This window comes from Streptomyces sp. NPDC088785 (assembly GCF_044750685.1).
In the GTDB taxonomy this organism is placed as follows: domain Bacteria; phylum Actinomycetota; class Actinomycetes; order Streptomycetales; family Streptomycetaceae; genus Streptomyces.
In genome coordinates this window covers 261,917-280,439 of sequence record NZ_JBIVKH010000002.1, presented here as the reverse complement: position 1 = coordinate 280,439, position 18,523 = coordinate 261,917, and the positions used below count along the sequence as shown (strand labels likewise).

Here is an 18,523-nt window from a genome sequence, read left to right as displayed (position 1 = left end):
TGCCCCGGGAGTCCCGCTTTGCCCCGCACCTCGACCGAGCCCTCCGCCGACCCGGCCCCCGGGCCGGCCCCCGGACCCACGGCCGGTCGGACCCCCGGACCGGCCCCGGAACCGACGGCACGGCCGACCCCGACACCGACCCCGGTACCGGCACCGGTACGGGCAGCGGCACCCCCCGAGTTCGACCTGGCCATAGTCGGCGCGGGCCCCCGCGGCACCAGCGCCCTGGAGCGCCTGACGGCGTCGGCGAAGGAGCTGCTGCCGCCCGGCGCCCGCCTCACGGTCCACGTGATCGACCCGGCACCCCCGGGCGCGGGCGCGGTCTGGCGCACGGACCAGGCACCGGAGCTGCTGATGAACACGGTCGCCTCGCAGGTGACCCTGTTCACGGACGAGAGCGTCGACTGCTCGGGCCCGATCCGCCCGGGCCCGAGCCTGCACGAATGGGCGGCCCACCACACCCCCCGCGACGAGCCGCTCGGCCCCGACGACTACCCCACCCGCGCCCGCTACGGCCGCTACCTGCGCTGGGTGTTCGCCGAGACGGTCGCCGCCGCCCCGCCCGGCGTCGCGGTCACCGTCCACGCCACCCGCGCCGTCCGCCTCGACGACGCCCCCGACGGCCGCCAGGCCCTCACCCTGGCCGACGGCCGCACCCTCACCGGCCTGCACGCCGTCGTCCTCACCCAGGGCCACCTCCCCGTCTCCCCCACCCGCACCGAGCACGCCCTCACCGAGTACGCCCGGCGGCACGGCCTGCGCCATGTGCCGCCCGCCAACCCGGCCGACCTCGACCTGAGCGGCGTACACCCCGGCGAAACGGTCCTGCTGCGCGGTCTGGGCCTCAACTTCTTCGACCACATGGCCCTGTTCACCGAGGCCCGCGGCGGCCGCTACACCCGCACGCCGCAGGGCACCCTGCGCTACACCCCGTCGGGCGCCGAACCGCGCCTGTACGCCGGTTCGCGCCGCGGTGTCCCGTACCAGGCGCGCGGCGACAACGCGAAGGGCCCGTACGGGCGGCACCGGCCCCTGGTGCTCACCCCGGAGGCGATCGCCCGCTTCCGCAAGAGAGCCGACTCCGGCGACGCCCCCGACTTCCTCGCCGACATCTGGCCGCTGATCGCCAAAGAGGTCGAGACGGTCTACTACGAGGCACTGCTGAAGGCGGCAGGCCGACCCGCCCCGGACTTCCGCGACCGCTACCTCGCCGCGCGCCGCTCCCCGCTCCCGGCATCCCTCCGGCGGCCGGGGGCCGAAGAGCCTCAAGAGGCCGACGTCCTGCGGGAGTTCGCGATACCCGAGGCCGACCACTGGTCCTGGGACAGGATCTCGCACCCCCACGCACCCCACTTCCCCACCTCGGCCTCCCCCGACTCCCTGGCCTCCCTCGCCTCCCCCGACTCTCCCGACTCCCTCGCCTCCCCCGCCTCCCCCGCCTCCTGGCGCGACTGGCTGCTGGCGCACCTGCGCGGGGACGCCGCCCACGCCGCGCTCGGCAATGTCGAGGGCCCCGTGAAGGCCGCCCTCGACGTCCTGCGCGACCTGCGCAACGAACTGCGCCTGGTGGTCGACCACGGCGGCCTGACGGGCGCCTCGCGCCGCGACCACCTCGACCGCTGGTACACCCCGCTCAACGCGTTCCTGTCCATCGGGCCGCCGCGCCGCCGCGTCGAGGAGATGACGGCCCTCATCGAGGCGGGCGTGCTGACCGTCGTCGGCCCGCGCCTGGACGTCACCGCCCGGGGCGGCCGGTTCGTCGCGCACTCGCCGGACGTGCCGGGGTCGACCGTGACGGCCACCACACTCATCGAGGCCCGGCTCCCCGAACCGGACGTGCGCCGCACCGCCGACGACCTCCTCGCCCGGCTGCTGAGAACCGGCCAGGCCCGCCCGCACACCGTCGACGGCCACGAGACCGGCGGCCTCGACGTCACCCCGCGCCCGTATCGCCTGATCAACCGTCAGGGGCGGGCGCACGCGCGGCGGTTCGCCTTCGGCGTGCCGACCGAGGGGGTGCACTGGGTGACGGCGGCCGGCGCCCGGCCCGGGGTCGACTCGGTGACGCTCTCGGACGCCGACGCGGTGGCCCGGGCCGCCCTGCGCGAGACGGCCGAAAGCGCGCAAAGGGGGCTTCCCGTCGAGGTCATTCACGGCGGAACATGGCCGAATGTTGAAGTTGCAAGCACAAGTTAGGCACGCCTAATCTGGGCCACTCCCCCACCGGTGGCAACGGCGGCAACGGCGGCGCCTGCCACATCGGCGCATCCGGCCGCGTCCCCTCTTTCGGCCGGGTCCCGACGACCGACCGAAGGAGTCCCCCCATGACCGGACGTCTCAACACCGCCCAGCCCTACGCCCTCGGCCTGTTCCGCATCGTCGTCGGCCTGCTCTTCACCTGCCACGGCGCGGCCGCCCTGTTCGGCGTGCTCGGCGGCGCGCAGGGCGGCGGCACCCTGGCCGCCGGCACCTGGCCGGGCTGGTACGCGGCCGTCATCCAGTTCGTCGGCGGCGGCCTGGTGCTGCTCGGCCTCGGCACCCGCGTCGCGGCCTTCGTCGCGTCGGGCTCGATGGCGTACGCCTACTTCGACGTGCACCAGCCCGCGGCCCTGTGGCCGCTGGAGAACGGCGGCGAGGCCTCGGCGCTGTTCTGCTGGACGATGCTGCTGCTCGTCTTCACCGGCTCGGGCGCCCTCGGCCTGGACCGGCTGTTCTCCCGCCGCGCCGCGCGGACCCCGCGGAGCGCGCCGCAGCGGGAGACCGTGACGGCCTGACCCCGGCCCGCCCCCGGAGCGGACCCCGGACGCACGGCGGCGCCCGTCCTCCCCCGCGCAGGCGGAGAGGACGGGCGCCGTCGCGCCGCACCGGTCACCCGGCGCGCGTCACGCCACCCCGGGGCCAGGGGCGGCGGGAACCCCTTCGAACGGCACCGAGAAGCACGCGACCCGGTCCCCCGCGCCGCCCTGGGCGCCGTGCAGCACGACCGACCCCGCCCCGCCCGCGCGCAGCGCCCACGCCGTGCGCACGGCCGCAGAACCGTTGCCCGAGGCATCGGCGGTGAAGTCCAGCCACAGTTCGTTCCCGGCGTCGGCCCGGCCCGGATCGGGCACGTTCTGGTAGTGCCCGCCGGCCGCCGCGGGGTCCGCGCCGCACGGCTTCTGGTGCACGTGCGCCCCGTACGCGTGGCCGGGAACGAGCCCCGAGACGTCCAGGGTCACCGTCGTCCCGGACGCGTCACCGCGCTGCTCGACGGCGATCGACGCCCCCGCGGGCACCAGCCCCATGTCGTACGTGACCGCGGGGGACGGGACGAACGCCGCGGGCGGCGCGAATCTGCCCTCGGCCCGCGTCCCGTAGCAGTCCGCGGCGCACCCGGCCCCGCCGCCCACCGCGAGCACGGCCGCCGCCAGCGCACCGGCCAGCACCCCTGTCACCATCACCGCTCCTCCCGTCCGTCCCGCGCACCCGCATATGAGTGCACGCGCGCACATGAGTGAACGGGAACCGGGGCATCCGGACACCGGGACACGAGAGACGTGAGATGGGGAACATCTGTGCCACTTTCGCCACTTCCACCACACCCGACGCGTACGCTGTAAAGCTGACATGAAGCCGCCCCTGTGTGCTCCCGCGTGGAGGGAACGGTCGTAGGGAACGGCTCGTACAGGAAGTTGGCGCGCAGTGCTGGAGAGTGTGGGGTCGCTGGCCGACAGCCCATGGATCTACGTGATCGTGGCGCTCTCCGTGCTCTTCGACGTGTTCGTGCCCGTCCTGCCGAGCGGGGTCCTCGTGGTCACCGCCGCCACCGCCGCGGCGGCCGGCACGGCGGGCGCCGCCACCGGGCAGCTGCCGAGCAGCACCCCGGAGCTGCTGGCCCTCACCCTCTGCGCCGCGACGGCCTCGGTCCTCGGCGACCTCGTCGCCTACCGGCTGGCCTGGCGCGGCGGTGAGCGCCTGGACCGCGCCATCGCCCGCTCGCGCCGCCTCACGACCGCGCAGGAACGTCTCGGCGGGGCACTGGCCCGCTCCAGCGGCGGACTCCTCGTGATCATCGCCCGGTTCGCGCCGGCCGGCCGTTCGATCGTCTCGTTCGCGGCGGGCACGGCGCACCGCCGGGTCCGCGAGTTCCTGCCCTGGTCGGCGCTGGCGGGCGTGGCCTGGGCCGCGTACAGCGTGGCGCTCGGCTACTTCGGCGCGCAGTGGCTCGGCGCGAGCTGGCTGTCCACGGGCGTGTCCGTCCTCGCGCTGATCGGCGCGGGCACGGTGGCGGCGTTCATCATGCGCCGCCCGGTCCCTCAGGAAGCCTGAGCCTTCGCGGCACCCCGCACCTCCAGGCCGTCGAGCAGCTCGGCGGTGGCCCGGGCGATCTCGTCCACGGCCCGTTCGAACACCTCTCGATTGTGCGCGGCCGGCGCCCGGAACCCGGACACCTTCCGTACGTACTGCAAGGCTGCGGCCCGGATGTCGTCCTCGGTGGCCTCTTCGGGGAGCGCGGGCGGGCGGAGGGTCTTGATGCTGCGGCACATGCCTCCAGTCTGCCGCGATCCGGCCACTCGGCCACACGTTCGCGTGAACTCCCCCACGAAGTCTACGAAGTCGCTCGCCCCATAAAATCGAACAGACGTACCATTGCCGGGTGGCAGCGACAGATGACAGCGACGACCCCACCCGCACCCTGGGCTTCCCGAGCGACCTCGTCGCCGGGCAGGAGGAACTGCACCAGGTGCGGGCGGAGCTGATCGCCCTGCTCAAGCGGCTCCCGTGGTCGGTCGAGCCGGTCGACGCGATCAGTGACACCCAGGGCTGGCGCAGGCTGGAGCGCCCGGCGTCGCCCGGGTGGAGCGAGGACGAGCAGGCGGCGGTCGAGAAGCTCCGCCGCCGGGAGCTGGAGCTGGCGGTCTTCGTGACCTGCCACCGGCACTGGTCGAGCCTCACCGGCGCCGACGCGGTGCACGGCAGGGCCCGCCTGAAGCACGTACACGAGCCGGCGCCCGGCGCCGGGGACTGAGCACCCCCGGCGGCGGGCGCGGAGGGTCAGCGGCTGCGGCGCGAGGTGATGAACCAGATGACGACGGCGACGACGACCAGAACGATCAGTATCTTCATGCCGTACGTCTGCCCTCGGCGCGGCACCTCACGCTCCGGGGCCGCGACGGCGTCAGCATGTTGCCGCGAAGCCCGGGAATCTGGTGTGCATGACTCCTGCCATCCGCACCGCCCGCGCCCTCACCGCCGTCGCCCTCCTCGCCCTGGCCTCCACGGTCTACCTGGCCGCCACGGGTGGCGTGGGGTGGGCCGCCACCGTCGCCTACGTCACGGCGCTGCTCGCCTACTGCGCCCAGCGGTCCCGGGCGGACCATCGCCGCATCCTCGCCGCACACGAGAGAGCCCGGCGGCTGGCGGAGGGCGAACTGATCGACGACGGCCTGCCGTGCTGCGGCCTGTGGGGCCTGTCCGAGGGCGAGGTGCACGGCCCCGGCTGCCTGCGCCCGCACGACCCGGACGCCGAACTCCAGGCGGCGTGCTGCACGGACGCCTTCATCTCGCGCGGGCTCACCCACACCGAGCGCTGCGGGACGGCGACGGCGCGGGTCGACGCCGCCTGACACCCTTCCGCTCCTCCCGTACTCCTCCGCAAAGGTGTTCAGGTCCACCGGATCCGACCCGCCCGATCCGGCCGCCGCCCGCCCTTCGGCTACCCCCCAGGCTTATCTCTCGGGCTTATCCCTCGGCGCGGGGAGGGTGCCGGGTGACCTGCCGGAGCCGCTTCTCCACGTCGTAGGAGTCGAGTCCGTTCTCCTCCGCGTACCTGGTGACGGCTTCTTGCACGCGAGCCGCGGCATCGAACCAGATGCTCCGCTGCCGCTCCCGATCGCCGTCGTCGAGGTGCTCGATCTTGCGGCCCTCTTCGTCGGCCGTGCGCTGCAATTCGATCAAATTGTCAGGAAGATCCACGGGACGATCCTAGACAGTTCCCGTACGCAAGCCCGGACCGGCGCGGCCCGCAGGGGCCCCGGAGCACCGGCGCGCGGGCATCCCAGGGGCCGACGCCCCAGGTCAGCGGCGTCGCTCGGGCGGCATCGCGGTGCGCCGCAGCCGGAGTCGGGCGCCGGTCGCGACGACGCCCATGAGGAGCGCGAGCAGGAACTGCCAGACGGCTCGTACGGGCTCCCCGGCCACCAGTGACGCGACGCCCAGGCAGACGCCCGCGAGGGCCAGCACCGGACCGGCCCACACGAGGAACCGGTCGACGGACCGCATCACGGCCCGGCCCTCCGGGGCCACCACAGCATCCGCCCGATGTCCCGCAGCCCCGTGTCTCCACATGGGCCTCGCATGCCCCGGGTTCACCGGCCCATGTCCATCCGGTCAGCGCCCGTCCGCCCGCGCCCGGCGCCGCATCCACACGCAGAACACCAGACCGGCCACCACACCCCAGGCCCCGCCGAACCCCAGCGCCGCCGGCCAGGACAGGTCGAGCACCATGCCCACCAGCGCGCCCCAGAACAGGCCGACGCCGACCCACAACGCCATCACCTTCAGCCACACCATGCCACCCGAGTACCCGCGAAGGGCCACCGGGCGACCCGGCGATCCGGGGCTCCCGCTCAGGCCCCGGCCGCACCGGACGGACCGGCGGCCTCACGCGTGAGCGTGCACCACATGCAGGAATCGTCGTGCAGCGGCGAGCTCAGCCAGAAGGACTCGGCCGGATCCGCCTGCTCGTCACGCACCTCGGGGCGCTCTGTGTCCATGACCGGCGAGTGCCCCCATCCATACCGCGCACGCCACCCCCGCCTCATATAGCCACAGCTAGCCACAGCTAGCCACATAGGGAACATGACGCCTCACACCGGCCAATCCACCTCCACCGCCCCTACCACCCGGTAGGAACCCTTCTGCTGGGCCGTCGGCAGCGATACATTCACTCTGCATGGGCCGCCGGGGGGCGGCTCTCGGCAGAACGGGGCGGAAACATGACCATCGTGATCGTCGCACTGGTCGCACTCGCGGCCGTCATCGGCCTCTGCCTGCTCGTACTGCGCCGCCGGGGCGGCGCGGGCGAGCGCGGGGCGGCCGAACGTGGCGCTGCACAGCACGAGTTGGCCCGCGCACTCGGGAACTCGACCGCCCTCGGCCAGCACATCGGGCCGTCCTCCTGAGCCCTGCCGGTCCGCCGGCCACGGTCCGGGACCGGGCGTTCTGGCGTCGGGCCGATCGCGCCCCTGCAGGGCGACCGGCCCGCCTCGACCGAGGAGGTGAACGGGCGGGAGTCCGTCGACGTCCAAGGGAGCGCCAACCGGGTCCGCCCACGATGTCGGCGAGGCGTATCGGTCCGTGGCCGAGTCTCCCGTTCCGGCTCCTTCAATCCTCGTCTGAGCCGGAGATGCCCTCCTCGTGAACCTCGATCTCGGTACCTCCTCGCCGACCTCGCGGGCCGGGTACCTTCAGCTCATGGGGTGGATCTCGATCGAGCGCATCCGCGAACCGCAGACGTGCTACTGCGGCGCACCGGTGAAGCAGACCGGGCGATGGTTCCTCCGCCGGTACTGCTCGTCGGGCCACCGGCGCCGCGGGCGGCTGATGCAGGCCGTCGTTTCGGTGTTCGACTTCTGCACCTGAGAACAGCCCGAGCTCGCCGCCGGATTGCTGGTTTCTCAGCGTCCTACTCATGCTGTGGATACGGCAGGTGTGGATCCGCATGAGGGCCCGTCGTCCCAGGCTCTTACGGACCTGGAGGCAGGGCTCGATCACACGCCGGCCGAGCAAGCTCCCGGTGGGGCTGGGGACTCTTTGTGGATCTCGAACAAACTCGAACAAAGCGGAAGCCCCCCGGTGATCACACCGAGGGGCTCTGGCCTGCTACTTCTACCTGTGGGCGCGGACGGTTTCGAACCGCCGACATCCTGCTTGTAAGGCAGGCGCTCTACCCCTGAGCTACGCACCCGCACTCCTGGTACCGCGACCAGGGTGAGCCGACAGCCTACCCTGCCGACGGGCCCGTACCGCAAACACCTGTGCCACGGCGGGCGACCGCGCCCCGGACACGGATGTCAGCCGACGAACCGCGAACCGACCGACCCGTGTGTTCGTCATCAACCGGTGGGACAATGGACAGCGGGCAGGGCTGATGACGGCACAGGCAGCGCGGGAGAGTTAGTGACGACGGCGACGGACGAGCGCCCCGGCGAGACGCGGGACGCCGCTGTTCAGCGACCGCGCGCCCACGGTCCACGGCTGCGGCGGCAGCGCCGCGGGGCGCGGCGGGCCGGACCGCTCCGCGATCTCCTCGTCCTCACCCTGCTGCCTCTGCCGGTGCTCACCGCGGCGCTCGGCGGAGCGTTCAGCGCAGGCGGCACCCGCAAGTGGTTCGGGGGCCGCTCGGAGACCCAGCGCGCCCAGGCCCAGGAGGCCAAGGACGCCGCGGCCGCCGCCTTCTACGAGCTGGACACCGCCCAGCGCGACCTGCGCATCTCGATAGAGACGATCACAGCGGTCGACGACTCCCCCGCCGCCCGCCGGGCCGTCGGCGACTTCCAGCAGCTCGGCACCCGGATCGACGAGGTCAGCGCGCAGTACATCACCGCCGTCGACGCCCACGACCTGGACCGGGACGACCTCGACGCGAGCACGGCGACCCGCGCCCGGGGCGAACTGGCGGCGGCCAAGGACCAGTTGACCCGCACCAAGGCGGACCTGGACCGCTTCGCCCAGGGCCTCGGGCCGCTGCTCGGCAAGGCGGAGACCCAGCTCGCCCGGCTCGCGCCCGCCGTGGAGCGGGCCCGGCAGGCGCTGCTCGGCGCGACGGCCGCCCTGGACGGCGTACGGCAGGCGGGGCTCAAGGCCGACGACCTCGCCGCCCGGCTCGCCCGCCTCGGCCCGGAGCTGACCCGGCTCAACGAGGGCGCGGGCCGGCACGGCGTCCCCGAGACGCTGGAGCGCGCGGAGCGCGTCGCCCGGGAGGCCGAGACGATCCGGGTGGAGGCCGAGCGGCTTCCGGAGAAGGCCGCGGAGATCGACCACCGGCTCGTTTCGCTACGGACCCGGGCGCAGTCCCTGACCACCCGCGCCGGACAGGTCGAGCCGGTCCTGAGCGAGCTGCGGCGCCGGTTCTCCGCCGCGTGCTGGCAGGACCTCCAGCGCGTCCCGGACCTCGCGGAGGAGAACGTGCGGCAGGCCGAGACCAAGCTCGCCGAGGCCCGCACGGCCCGCGACGAGCAGCGCTGGCCCGACGCCACGGCCCTCCTCTCCACCGTCCGCGCGCTGCTGAACAGCACCGACGAATCGGTCTCCGCCGCCTCCGACCGCCTCCAGCGGCTGAACGCGGTGGCGAAGGACCCGCAGCAGGAGATCGACCGCACCCGGTTCGCGATCCGGGACGCCCAGCGGCTGGCGATGACCGGCCGCGCCACGCCCGACCCGCGTCACGCCCGGCCGCTCGACGACTCCGTGGGCCGGCTCGACCGCGCCGTGCAGGGCCTGGAGGGCCGCCACCCCGACTACTGGCACTTCCTCACCGAGACGGAGGCCGTGCGGCAGACCGTGGCCCGGGTCGTCTCCCAGATCCGCGACGAGCGCGGCGGCGCCTGACCTGCGGCGCCGTCCCCGCGCGGGCCCGGCGGTGCGGTTGGCGTCCGGTGCCCGGCAGGCGGACCCTGGAGGTACGCACACGGCCGCGCGGCGCGCAGGGGGCGTGGGCGAGCTGTGAGGAGGAGGCGAGGCCGTGATGGCCACGCACGTACTTCACCCGGGATCCCGGCACCACGTCACCCTCGACGAGCGGCAGCCCGTCGATCACCGGCTGAGCATGGTGTACCGCGTCGGCGCGGGCCTGATGGGCCTGGTGCTGGTGGTGTTCGGCGTCCTCGGGTTCATCGACAAGATCGGTTTCTTCGACACCCGCGGTGACACGGTCGCGGGCCTGAACACCAACGGCGCGCTCAGCGTCCTGTCCGTCTGTGCCGGGCTCCTGCTCATCGGCGGGATGCTGGCCGGCGGTGCCGTCGCGTCGACGCTGAACATGACCCTCGGCGTCCTGTTCATCCTGAGCGGGTTCGTGAACCTCGCCCTGCTCGACACCCGCTACAACTTCCTCGCCTTCCGCTTGCAGAACGTCCTGTTCAGCTTCGTCGTCGGGCTGTTGCTGATGTTCTTCGGGATGTACGGGCGGGTCAGCGGCGGGCTGCCGCACGACAATCCGTACTGGAAGGCCCGCCACGCCGGCTGACGCGCTGGCTAGGCTTGGCCCATGCCTCGCTACGAATATCGCTGCCGCTCCTGCGGAGACACGTTCGAACTGTCCCGTCCGATGGCCGAGTCGGCCGCCCCCGCCACCTGCCCGGCGGGCCACCCCGACACCGTCAAGCTCCTGTCGACGGTGTCCGTGGCCGGCACCGGCTCCTCCTCCCCGGCTCCGGCGCCGTCGGCCGGTGGTGGGGGTGGTGGGTGCTGCGGGGGTGGCTGCTGCGGCTGACACTCCGTGGGCCGGGGGGCGTGGGCGGGGCGGGGCGGGCGGCTCGTGCGGCCCGTTCAGCGCCGTGGTCGGGTGCCGGCCGGTGGGGCTTCTCGCGCAGTTCCCCGCGCCCCTGACGGGGCGATCGTGCGCGGGGTCCTTGTGTGCCTGACGGGGCCCGGCGTGCGCGGGGATCTCGTGTGCCTGACGGGGTCGCCGCGCGGCCGTGATAGTCGCGTCCCGGACGGGGTTTCTACAGTGCCCCGAGGAAGCCGCGCAGCACCGCCTCCCCCGCGACGATCCCCCGCTCCTCCAGCACGGTGACGCCCGCGGCGGTCCACCCGGCGTCCGCCAGCTCTCCGTGCCCGGGACGCCAGCCCCGGTCCACGGCCAGCAGGAGATCGGCGTCCAGCAGCGAGTCCCCGGCGCCGAGCAGCTGGTCGGCGCCGGTGCGTCGGGCCACCTCCCGGACGGCCGCGCCCTTGGTCAGCGGCTTCGGCACGGCGTACACCTTGCGCCCCTGGAGGGACACGCCCCAGCCAAGACCCTCGGCCCACTCCCCCAGCTCCTTGACCCACCCGGCGGGCATCGCGGCCCGGTCGACCACGAGGTACGCGAACAGGTCCTCGGCGACCCGCTCCTTGAGCAGCCACGCCGGATCCGCGGCGGCGACCATCCGCTCCCGCACCTCGGCCAGCGGCGCGCACTCGGCGGCCAGCCGGTCCCGGACGCCGCGCGCCCACTCGGGATCGGACACCCCGTCGACCAGCAGGTGCCCCCCGTTCGCACAGATCGCGTAGGCCGGCGCCGGCCCCGGCAGCCGCACCCGCCCGTACTGCTCGCGCGTACGCGTCGTGGTCGGCACGAACACCGCCCGGCGCCCCAGCTCCGCCAGGAGCCCGGCCGCGTCCTCGGTGACGTACGACAGCGGCTTGCCCTGGTACACCTCGACGCAGAGCAGCCGCGGCGCCCGCGCGTCGGGCACGGTGAGCCCGAGCGCGCCCGCGGAGTAGATCAGCGTCCGGTCGAGGTCGCTGGCGACGACGGTCACCGCGGGTCGCCCGCTCACTTGGCGACCGCCCTGCCGTCGGCCCCGGTGGCCCCCCGGGTGAACCGCGGATGGATCAACCCCATGCAGGTGTACGGCAGTTGGTCCACCACCTCCACCGGCACCCCGCGCTGTTCCGCCAGCAGCCGCACATGGTCCAGGTCGGCGCCCGCGTCGGCCCGCGCCAGGATCTTCCACGGCACCCGGCGCAGCAGCACCCGGGTCGTCTCGCCGACCCCGGGCTTCACCAGGTTCACGTCGTGGATGCCGTACTCCTCACTGATCCGCTCGACGGCGGCCCAGCCCTCCCAGGTCGGCGTGCGGTCGGCGTCGAGGAGTTCCTTGACGTCGGCGACCACCGCGTCGGCGACCTCCTCGAACCGCTCCTGCACCGCGTCCAGGAACGCCACCGACACGTCCGAACCGGCCAGCTCCCGGTAGAACTTGGCGCCGTGGAAGTCGTCCGGCCCGACCAGGTCGGCCCGCAGCACGGTCCGCGATATCAGCCCGGACACCGTCGAGTTGAGGCAGGCCGAGGGGATGAGGAAGTCCTCCCGGGTGCCGTACGTCCGCACGCAGGAGCCGGGGTCGGCGAGCACCGCGATCTGCGGGTCGAAGCCGCGCGGGCCGCCGCCCGCCTCGAACTCCTCGATCGCGGCGGCCAGTTCGCGCGTGATGGCGCCCTTGCCGGTCCAGCCGTCGACGAACACCACGTCCGCCGGGTCGTGGTGCGCGGCCAGCCAGCGCAGCGCCGTCGCGTCGATGCCGCGTCCGCGCACGATGGACACGGCGTAGTGCGGCAGCTCCATGCCGTGCCGGGCGAGCGCCCAGCGCCGCATGAGCACGCCCACCGGGGTGCCGGCCCGGGCGAGCGAGACGAGGACCGGGCGGCGCGGCGCGCGCTCGGCGAGCACCGTCTCCGTCACCACGCCGACGGCCCGGGCGATCCGCGCGGCCGACGTGTCGAGCGCCGCGTGGAACAACCGCTGGTACTGCTCGCTGGGCTGGTACTCGACCGGCAGCGACTCCGCGTAGTGCGCGCCGCCGCTCTGCACGGCCTCCTCGCGCTCCTCGGTGGGCGCCTCCAGCCGTACGTCGGACAGGTCCTGGAGCAGCCAGCCGACCTCGTCGGGCGCGTACGAGGAGAAGGCGGGGCCGCGCAGCGGCTCGGGCAACGGCATGACGGGCCTTTCGGGGATGTACGAGGGCACGACCGCGACGACCACGCGCGCGGTGTGCTCGGCGACGCGCTCCAGCAGCCCGCCGGGCGCGGCCAGTTCGGCGGTGTCGCCCGCCGAGTCGAGGACGACGACGACCGTGTCGAAGCCGCCGCCCGCCACGTTGTACGCGAAGCGTTCGCCGGGCCCGTCGGCCGGGGCGTCGTGCGCGGGGAAGACGAGGCGGGTGCGGATCGCGTAGCCCGGGTCGTCGACGGCGAGGACGGGTGAACGGGTCGTCGTGGAGTACGCGACGTCGGCGCCGGCCGCCTCCAGGGCCGTGGCGAGCCGCAGCGGGGCGTACATCAGCTCCTCGTTGCCCAGGACCAGGACGCGGCCGGTGGTGTGCGGGGCCAGCCGCGCGGCCATGGCGGGCAGGGCCGCCTCCAGCCGCTCGCGGTGCTCGGGGCGGAAACCGTGCCGTCCGCCGTCCGGTACGCCCTCGGGCCAGCCGAGACCGTCGACCCGGACGATCTCGCCCGGCGTGCGGCGCGGGCGCGGAAGGGCGGCCGCCGCGCTCTTCTCGTAGGCGGCGACCAGCTCCTGCCCCTTCTCCAGGACTCCGTCGGGCAGCCGGACGGTGCCGCGCGCGGACACGATCAGGTCGACGCGCGCGCCGATCTCGTCGGCGAACGCGGTGAGCCGGCCCTGGTCGGCGGGCGACCGCATGTCGACGAGCGCGACGATCACGTAGTGCTCGCGCGCGTGCAGCTCGTGCAGGGCGCGGATGGTGTTGAGGACCGTGTTGCCGGTCGAGAACTCGTCGTCCACGAGGACCAGCGGGCCGTCCCCGGCCAGCAGCCGCGGGTTCTCCGGGAGCAGCAGGTGCGAGGTGGCGTGCGAGTGGGACTCCTCGAAACCGCCCGCGCGGGCCACGCCCGCGACGGGGCGGCGCGTGGAGTGCAGGTACGGGGCGAGGGCGAGGCCGTCGGCGACCGCGTGGCCGAGGCCCGTCGCCGTCTCCGCGTAGCCGAGCACGACGGAGCGCCGCGCCGCTTCGTCGCCGAGCCGTTCCCGGACGCGTACGCCCAGGTCGTGGCCGGTGCGCCAGACCACGGACGGACGCTGCGGGACGTGCTTGCCCAGCACGTTCGACACCAGGAGGTGGGCGCGCTTGGGGTTGTGGCGCAGGGCGAGGCCGAGCAGTCCGGTCAGCTCCGGGTCACCGGCCAGCTCGACACCGAGCCGGTCGGCCACCCAGGTCCCCGACCACACCGCGTCCCGCCCGCTCTCCCCGGCTCCCGAGGTCCCTGTCGCTGGTGCGGCTGGTGCGGCTGTCGCTGCTGGTGCGGTCCCTGCGGGTCTCGCGGCTCCTGTGGTCACCACGTTCGTGCGTGCTTCGCCGGCTATGTCGCTCGTCCCCGTCTCGGTATCGGTATCGGTATCGGTGCTGGTGCTGGTCTCGGGGGTGGTGGTGTCGGTCGTCATGCGGGCAGGCCCGCCGTCAGCAGTTCCACGAAGCCGACGTCCTCCTGGGCCACCCCGAACGCCTCCGCGCGCTGGAGGGTGCGCTCGGCCCAGGCGCGGTGCGGCTTCACCTCGTTCATCTTGTTCGTGTACGCCGACCTCAGGACGCCCCCGCCGTCGCGCCCGGGGCCCAGGATGTCCCGCGCGTCGCTGTACTCCTCGTGGCTGACCACGGACAGCGCGTGCACGGGCAGGACGTGCGAGGGGTGGATGCAGGTCTTGCCCAGCAGCCCGTTGGCCCGGTCGAGGGCGATCTCGCGCAGCAGGCCGTCCATGTCGTGCTCGATGAGCGCGGCGCGCAGCGGCTCCGCGCCCTCCTCCAGGAAGGGGCTGCGCCGCAGCTGCGGCTTGAACATCCGCTCCTGGTGGCGGAAGTACTCCCAGACCGGCCCGGTCACCGTGAAGCCGGTGCCGTCGGCCCGGCCGAGGCGGTTGACCACGTCACCGATGACGGAGGCCACGATCTGGACGTCGTACGCGGTCAGGTCGGCGGGTCGGCGCAGCCCGTACGCCGAGCAGAAGTCGGTGACGCCGAGCCGCAGCGCGAGGACGCGGTCGCGGTACTTGTCGACGGTGCGGGAGATCCCGGCGAGGGTCTCGGTGCGGGTCTCCAGGTGCAGCAGCTCGGGGGATTCGAGGACCGGCATGGCGAAGAGCCGCCGCCCGGAGGCGGCCTCGGCGGCGGTCAGCGCCTCCAGGAACGGCACGCCCCGCTCCTCGGTGAACTTCGGCAGCACGAATCCGGACAGCAGCGTCACGGCCGGACCGAGGCGGTGGACGAGGTCGGTGATCTGCTCGGGCGTGCGGACGCGGATGAACAGCAGCGGCGGCTCGGCGACGGTGCCCCGCTCGCTCCTGGCGAGCAGGTCGGTGAACTGGCGGACCAGATTCTCCTCGGCGCCCTCGACCTCCGAGTCGTCGATCGAGTCCTCCAGGCACAGCACCATGGAGACGACTCCGCGGCCGGCCTGCTTGAGCACGTCGTCCGCGAGGCGTGGCCGGGTGGCCGGGCTGTAGAGCGTGGCACCCAGGGCCGCGGCGAGCATGCGGGGCGGGGAGTCGGCGCCGAAGGGCTGCGGCTCCCGATGGAACAGACGCTTCCGCATCTGAGGGGCAAGGTGCCCGAAATGACGCATAAGACTCCCCCGATACGACCTGCTCCGAACCTGACCCGACCCGTCGCGGCTTCCGAGCCGCCCGGTACTCCCCGACGTAAAACGCACGAGTGGCCGGTAATAGTACGTACAAACCCATGTCAAGGGTTCCCGGCCGCAATGAAGTTCTGGTAACCCGTGCATGTCCAGGGAGGTCCGCGGGGATCCCGGCGAGGTCGCGGGCCCCGGCGCACCCCACGTTGTCCCGGCCGGGGCGGGGAAGGCAGGATGACGGCATGACGCACGCGATGCTCAAGGGGGCGAACGTCCCGCTCGACGCCACGGCCGTGCGCGCCGTGCTCCGCTGGACACTGGGACAGGGCGTGCCGAACGTGGACGCCTCCGCTCTGCTGCTCGGCCCCGACGGCCGGGTCCGCTCCGACGAGGACTTCGTCTTCTACAACCAGCCCCGGCATCCGTCCGGCAAGGTGTGGCGGCTGGGCAAGAAGCGGGTGTCCGACGGGCTCACCGACACCGTCCAGGCGGACCTCGGCGGGATCCCCCCGGAGATCAGCAGCATCCTGCTGGTGGCCTCCGCGGAGGACGTCGAGTTCAAGCACGTACCGTCGCTGCGGATGTCCGTCCACGACGCGGCGGTCGACGGCGGCGAGCCGGTCGCGTTCTTCGACATCAAGCCCGAGACCGGCGCCGAGACCGCGCTGATCTGCGGCGAGCTGTACCGGCGCGGGGACGGCTGGCGGCTGCGCGCGGTCGGCGAAGGCTATTCGAACGGGCTGGTCGGCCTCGCCACCGACTTCGGCATCTCGGTCGACGAGTCCGCCGCGTCCGCCCAGACCCGGCAGGCGGCCGACCCCGGCCCGGCCCACGAGCCGGCGCCGCCGACGCCCACCCCGGCCACCGAGCCGGTCCCGGCCCCGCAGCGGGCACGGCCCGCCGAGCCCGCGTCGTTCCCGCTGCCGCCGCCGCAGCGGCCGCCGGCGTACGGCTACCCGCCGCAGCCCACCACGCAGCCGGCCCCGCAGCACCAGCCCGCGTACGGCTATCCGCAGCCGGTCGCCGCCCCGGCCTACCCGGACCCGTCCTTCCGGCTCCCGCCGCAGGGTCCGCAGTTCATCGGCCGGTGACCGGCGCCCGGCCCGGGCGTCGGGCCGCTGCCTAGACCTTCGACTTGTAGCCGCGGCCCCACTGGAGTCCCCAGCCGTACAGGCGGTCCAGCTCCGCCTGGAAGCCGTAGACGAAGCGGACCTCGCGGCGCACCACGAGATCGCCCTTGACGTTCTCGATGGAGACGACCGCGCAGGACCGGGCCTGCGGCTGGCGCTCGTCGAGGCTGATCTCGATGCGCGGGCCGTTGCTGGGGTAGAGCGTCACGTGGGCGTGGGTCCGGTCGAACGCCGGAGTCTGGTCGTAGATGTAGACGAAGACCAGCAGGCGCTTGATGGACTCGCGGTGGTCGAGATTGATGTAGATCGTCTCGCCGGACGCCGAACCGAACCGGTCGTCGCCGCTGAGCTTGACGTACGGCGGCCCGTTCAGCGAACCGAGGAAGCCGCCCAGCGGCTGGACGACGCCCTTTTCGCCGCTCACCAGTTCGTACAGGCAGCCGAGGTCGAGGTCGACGTTGACCATCGACTGGGTGTGCGCCTGCACGACGTCGGGCTTGAACATGCTGAACGGGTGCCGCAGCAGGCTGTTCCTCTCCGGCCCGCCGATGTCCGAGGTGCGCATCCGCCACGACAGGTTGATCCGCAGATTGCCGGTGGCCGCGCCCTGCTTGGAGAGCGAGACGACCGGGTGCCGCTTGGTGAGTTCGATGCTGTTGGTGGCCGCGCTGCCCGAGTCGAAGTCGGACTGCGCGGAGTTGCCCCGCCCTAGCTTGTCCCAGAAGGACATACCGCCCCCATGCCTGTACGTGCCGTGCGTGCCCCGCCTGTACTTACCCGTACCTATCCGCGGCCTCCCGTACACGCCCGCGGGGCGGCCGGTTCGAGGAGTTGTCCTCGAACCGGCCGCCCCGCTGCACGGCTTCGGCTGCCGGGAAGGGCGTCCGGGCCGGACCTCGGCGCCCCGGTGGCTCAGACCCCGGACGGCACCTCGGCCTGGTCCGGGTCCCCCGAGTTCCCCTCCTCGGTCGCCAGCCGCTTGTTGCGCCGCACCGACGACCAGAACGACCAGGCGATGAGGACGACACCGACGAGGCCGGTGATGACCTCGTTGATCTCGTAGCGGATGGTGACCAGCAGGATCACGGCGAGCGCGCCGATCGCGTAGTGCGCGCCGTGCTCCAGGTACACGTAGTCGTCCAGGGTGCCCTGGCGGACCAGATAGACCGTGAGCGAACGGACGTACATGGCACCGATACCGAGGCCGAGCGCCATCAGCACGATGTCGTTGGTGACGGCGAAGGCGCCGATCACGCCGTCGAAGGAGAACGACGCGTCGAGGACCTCCAGGTAGAGGAACATGAAGAACGCCGCCTGGCCGGCCAGCACGACCGCCGACTTCTTCTTGCCCTCGCGCGCGGCCTTCTCCTCCTCCTCGTGCTCCCGCTCCTCCTCTTCCTCGAGACGGCTCTCGAAGAAGCTGGAGAGACCGCCCACGACGAGGTACGTGATGAGACCGGCGACACCGGAGATGAGCACGGTGGACTGCTTGTCCGCGTGCGCACCGCCGTGCTGGTGGGCGTGGACCGCGAACGTCATCGACGAGACCAGGAGCACGATCAGCGCGATGCAGACCGACAGCATGTCGACCTTGCCGAGCTTGGCCAGCGGCCGCTCGATCCAGCGCAGCCACTGGATGTCCCGCTCCTCGAAGATGAAGTCGAGGAAGATCATGAGCAGGAACATGCCACCGAAGGAAGCGATGGACGGGTGCGCGTCCGTCACCAGCTGCTGGTAGCGGTCCGGCTGGTTGAAGGCCAGGTCGACGGCCTCGACCGGACCCATCTTGGCGCTGATCGCGACGATCACGACCGGGAAGACGAGCCGCATGCCGAAGACCGCGATCAGCACGCCGACGGTGAGGAAGATCTTCTGCCAGAAGGCACTCATCTTCTTCAGGATTCCGGCGTTGACCACCGCGTTGTCGAACGACAGCGAGATCTCGAGGATCGCGAGGATCGCGACGACCCCGAAAGCTGTCCAGCCGTCGTAGAACACCGCCGCGATCAAACCGAGCACGGTGATCGCGAACGACCAGCCGAAGGTTTTCAGAACCACTG

General features: G+C 73.0%; 22 protein-coding genes and 1 tRNA gene. 11 read left to right on the top strand and 12 right to left on the bottom strand.

Annotation, left to right across the window (positions count from 1 at the left end; all coding sequences use genetic code 11):
• Positions 1 to 186 precede the first annotated feature (186 nt).
• Together ACIP5K_RS06970 and ACIP5K_RS06965 are read left to right on the top strand one after the other, a co-directional pair.
• Positions 187 to 2,196, top strand: a complete 2,010-nt coding sequence (locus tag ACIP5K_RS06970; protein WP_401407526.1) for an FAD/NAD(P)-binding protein — start codon at positions 187 to 189, stop codon at positions 2,194 to 2,196.
• A gap of 128 nt (positions 2,197 to 2,324) precedes the next feature.
• Positions 2,325 to 2,774: a DoxX family protein gene (locus ACIP5K_RS06965; RefSeq protein WP_401405903.1), complete on the top strand. Its 450-nt coding sequence runs from the start codon at positions 2,325 to 2,327 to the stop codon at positions 2,772 to 2,774.
• Positions 2,775 to 2,882: 108 nt separating this feature from the next.
• On the opposite strand, the gene ACIP5K_RS06960 is transcribed toward ACIP5K_RS06965, so the two are convergent.
• On the bottom strand, positions 2,883 to 3,437 hold the full coding sequence (locus tag ACIP5K_RS06960) for a superoxide dismutase family protein (RefSeq protein ID WP_401405900.1): 555 nt from the start codon (positions 3,435 to 3,437) through the stop codon (positions 2,883 to 2,885).
• Positions 3,438 to 3,681: 244 nt separating this feature from the next.
• Here ACIP5K_RS06960 and ACIP5K_RS06955 point away from each other — a divergent pair, with 244 nt between their 5' ends.
• On the top strand, positions 3,682 to 4,308 hold the full coding sequence (locus ACIP5K_RS06955; protein ID WP_401405897.1) for a DedA family protein: 627 nt from the start codon (positions 3,682 to 3,684) through the stop codon (positions 4,306 to 4,308).
• On the opposite strand, the gene ACIP5K_RS06950 is transcribed toward ACIP5K_RS06955, so the two are convergent.
• On the bottom strand, positions 4,296 to 4,526 hold the full coding sequence (locus tag ACIP5K_RS06950; protein ID WP_401405894.1) for a DUF2277 domain-containing protein: 231 nt from the start codon (positions 4,524 to 4,526) through the stop codon (positions 4,296 to 4,298). The two genes, ACIP5K_RS06955 and ACIP5K_RS06950, sit on opposite strands and share 13 nt — an antisense overlap.
• A 110-nt stretch (positions 4,527 to 4,636) precedes the next feature.
• Between ACIP5K_RS06950 and ACIP5K_RS06945 the strand changes: the two genes are divergently transcribed.
• Positions 4,637 to 5,008, top strand: coding sequence for a hypothetical protein (locus ACIP5K_RS06945; protein WP_401405891.1), 372 nt, complete (start codon positions 4,637 to 4,639; stop codon positions 5,006 to 5,008).
• A gap of 187 nt (positions 5,009 to 5,195) precedes the next feature.
• The gene (locus ACIP5K_RS06940) at positions 5,196 to 5,606 is read left to right on the top strand and encodes a hypothetical protein (protein WP_401405888.1); all 411 of its coding nucleotides are present in this window, start codon (positions 5,196 to 5,198) and stop codon (positions 5,604 to 5,606) included.
• Positions 5,607 to 5,721: 115 nt separating this feature from the next.
• On the opposite strand, the gene ACIP5K_RS06935 is transcribed toward ACIP5K_RS06940, so the two are convergent.
• From ACIP5K_RS06935 to ACIP5K_RS06920, 4 genes are all read right to left on the bottom strand, one after another.
• Positions 5,722 to 5,955: a hypothetical protein gene (locus ACIP5K_RS06935; RefSeq protein WP_401405885.1), complete on the bottom strand. Its 234-nt coding sequence runs from the start codon at positions 5,953 to 5,955 to the stop codon at positions 5,722 to 5,724.
• A gap of 102 nt (positions 5,956 to 6,057) precedes the next feature.
• Positions 6,058 to 6,288, bottom strand: coding sequence for a hypothetical protein (locus ACIP5K_RS06930; protein WP_401405882.1), 231 nt, complete (start codon positions 6,286 to 6,288; stop codon positions 6,058 to 6,060).
• Positions 6,289 to 6,369: 81 nt separating this feature from the next.
• Entirely contained in the window at positions 6,370 to 6,552 is a 183-nt protein-coding gene (locus ACIP5K_RS06925; RefSeq protein WP_401405879.1) for a hypothetical protein, read from the bottom strand.
• Between the two features lie 56 nt (positions 6,553 to 6,608).
• Positions 6,609 to 6,755: a hypothetical protein gene (locus ACIP5K_RS06920; RefSeq protein ID WP_401405876.1), complete on the bottom strand. Its 147-nt coding sequence runs from the start codon at positions 6,753 to 6,755 to the stop codon at positions 6,609 to 6,611.
• Positions 6,756 to 6,977: 222 nt separating this feature from the next.
• Between ACIP5K_RS06920 and ACIP5K_RS06915 the strand changes: the two genes are divergently transcribed.
• Together ACIP5K_RS06915 and ACIP5K_RS06910 are read left to right on the top strand one after the other, a co-directional pair.
• Complete coding sequence (locus ACIP5K_RS06915; protein WP_401405873.1) at positions 6,978 to 7,163, top strand: hypothetical protein; 186 nt, start codon at positions 6,978 to 6,980, stop codon at positions 7,161 to 7,163.
• Positions 7,164 to 7,455: 292 nt separating this feature from the next.
• Positions 7,456 to 7,623 carry a hypothetical protein gene (locus tag ACIP5K_RS06910; protein WP_401405870.1) on the top strand — a complete coding sequence of 56 codons (168 nt, stop codon included), beginning with the start codon at positions 7,456 to 7,458 and terminating at the stop codon, positions 7,621 to 7,623.
• 253 nt (positions 7,624 to 7,876) lie between these two features.
• Here the strand turns inward: ACIP5K_RS06910 and ACIP5K_RS06905 are convergent.
• Positions 7,877 to 7,948, bottom strand: a tRNA-Val gene (locus tag ACIP5K_RS06905).
• Between the two features lie 290 nt (positions 7,949 to 8,238).
• Between ACIP5K_RS06905 and ACIP5K_RS06900 the strand changes: the two genes are divergently transcribed.
• The 3 genes from ACIP5K_RS06900 (at position 8,239) to ACIP5K_RS06890 (ending at position 10,474) form a co-directional block, all read left to right on the top strand.
• On the top strand, positions 8,239 to 9,591 hold the full coding sequence (locus ACIP5K_RS06900) for a hypothetical protein (RefSeq protein WP_401407524.1): 1,353 nt from the start codon (positions 8,239 to 8,241) through the stop codon (positions 9,589 to 9,591).
• 136 nt (positions 9,592 to 9,727) lie between these two features.
• Positions 9,728 to 10,228, top strand: coding sequence for a DUF4383 domain-containing protein (locus tag ACIP5K_RS06895; protein WP_401405867.1), 501 nt, complete (start codon positions 9,728 to 9,730; stop codon positions 10,226 to 10,228).
• 21 nt (positions 10,229 to 10,249) lie between these two features.
• Positions 10,250 to 10,474 carry a zinc ribbon domain-containing protein gene (locus ACIP5K_RS06890; protein WP_401405864.1) on the top strand — a complete coding sequence of 75 codons (225 nt, stop codon included), beginning with the start codon at positions 10,250 to 10,252 and terminating at the stop codon, positions 10,472 to 10,474.
• 232 nt (positions 10,475 to 10,706) lie between these two features.
• On the opposite strand, the gene ACIP5K_RS06885 is transcribed toward ACIP5K_RS06890, so the two are convergent.
• The 3 genes from ACIP5K_RS06885 to ACIP5K_RS06875 all read right to left on the bottom strand — a co-directional run bounded on the left by ACIP5K_RS06885 (position 10,707) and on the right by ACIP5K_RS06875 (position 15,321).
• On the bottom strand, positions 10,707 to 11,522 hold the full coding sequence (locus tag ACIP5K_RS06885) for an HAD family hydrolase (RefSeq protein WP_401405861.1): 816 nt from the start codon (positions 11,520 to 11,522) through the stop codon (positions 10,707 to 10,709).
• A complete protein-coding gene (locus ACIP5K_RS06880; protein ID WP_401405858.1) occupies positions 11,519 to 13,915 on the bottom strand; it encodes a phosphoribosyltransferase in 2,397 nt (798 codons plus the stop codon). The genes ACIP5K_RS06885 and ACIP5K_RS06880 overlap by 4 nt, the downstream gene beginning before the upstream one ends.
• 227 nt (positions 13,916 to 14,142) lie before the next feature.
• Entirely contained in the window at positions 14,143 to 15,321 is a 1,179-nt protein-coding gene (locus ACIP5K_RS06875; RefSeq protein WP_401405855.1) for an HpcH/HpaI aldolase/citrate lyase family protein, read from the bottom strand.
• Positions 15,322 to 15,575: 254 nt separating this feature from the next.
• Here ACIP5K_RS06875 and ACIP5K_RS06870 point away from each other — a divergent pair, with 254 nt between their 5' ends.
• A complete protein-coding gene (locus ACIP5K_RS06870) occupies positions 15,576 to 16,424 on the top strand; it encodes a TerD family protein (protein WP_401405852.1) in 849 nt (282 codons plus the stop codon).
• Positions 16,425 to 16,455: 31 nt separating this feature from the next.
• On the opposite strand, the gene ACIP5K_RS06865 is transcribed toward ACIP5K_RS06870, so the two are convergent.
• The gene (locus ACIP5K_RS06865; protein ID WP_401405849.1) at positions 16,456 to 17,193 is read right to left on the bottom strand and encodes a Tellurium resistance; all 738 of its coding nucleotides are present in this window, start codon (positions 17,191 to 17,193) and stop codon (positions 16,456 to 16,458) included.
• A gap of 182 nt (positions 17,194 to 17,375) precedes the next feature.
• Positions 17,376 to 18,521: a DUF475 domain-containing protein gene (locus ACIP5K_RS06860; RefSeq protein WP_401405846.1), complete on the bottom strand. Its 1,146-nt coding sequence runs from the start codon at positions 18,519 to 18,521 to the stop codon at positions 17,376 to 17,378.
• Positions 18,522 to 18,523 lie beyond the last annotated feature (2 nt).

Bases quoted from the DNA above. Each gene is read 5' to 3' on its own strand.
- ACIP5K_RS06965 (WP_401405903.1), top strand. From the start codon at position 2,325: ATGACCGGACGTCTCAACACCGCCCAGCCCTACGCCCTCGGCCTGTTC.
- ACIP5K_RS06960 (WP_401405900.1), bottom strand. From the start codon at position 3,437: ATGGTGACAGGGGTGCTGGCCGGTGCGCTGGCGGCGGCCGTGCTCGCG.
- ACIP5K_RS06950 (WP_401405894.1), bottom strand. From the start codon at position 4,526: ATGTGCCGCAGCATCAAGACCCTCCGCCCGCCCGCGCTCCCCGAAGAG.
- ACIP5K_RS06940 (WP_401405888.1), top strand. From the start codon at position 5,196: ATGACTCCTGCCATCCGCACCGCCCGCGCCCTCACCGCCGTCGCCCTC.
- ACIP5K_RS06925 (WP_401405879.1), bottom strand. From the start codon at position 6,552: ATGGTGTGGCTGAAGGTGATGGCGTTGTGGGTCGGCGTCGGCCTGTTC.
- ACIP5K_RS06920 (WP_401405876.1), bottom strand. From the start codon at position 6,755: ATGGACACAGAGCGCCCCGAGGTGCGTGACGAGCAGGCGGATCCGGCC.
- ACIP5K_RS06915 (WP_401405873.1), top strand. From the start codon at position 6,978: ATGACCATCGTGATCGTCGCACTGGTCGCACTCGCGGCCGTCATCGGC.
- ACIP5K_RS06910 (WP_401405870.1), top strand. From the start codon at position 7,456: ATGGGGTGGATCTCGATCGAGCGCATCCGCGAACCGCAGACGTGCTAC.
- ACIP5K_RS06895 (WP_401405867.1), top strand. From the start codon at position 9,728: ATGGCCACGCACGTACTTCACCCGGGATCCCGGCACCACGTCACCCTC.
- ACIP5K_RS06890 (WP_401405864.1), top strand. From the start codon at position 10,250: ATGCCTCGCTACGAATATCGCTGCCGCTCCTGCGGAGACACGTTCGAA.
- ACIP5K_RS06875 (WP_401405855.1), bottom strand. From the start codon at position 15,321: ATGCGTCATTTCGGGCACCTTGCCCCTCAGATGCGGAAGCGTCTGTTC.
- ACIP5K_RS06870 (WP_401405852.1), top strand. From the start codon at position 15,576: ATGACGCACGCGATGCTCAAGGGGGCGAACGTCCCGCTCGACGCCACG.
- ACIP5K_RS06865 (WP_401405849.1), bottom strand. From the start codon at position 17,193: ATGTCCTTCTGGGACAAGCTAGGGCGGGGCAACTCCGCGCAGTCCGAC.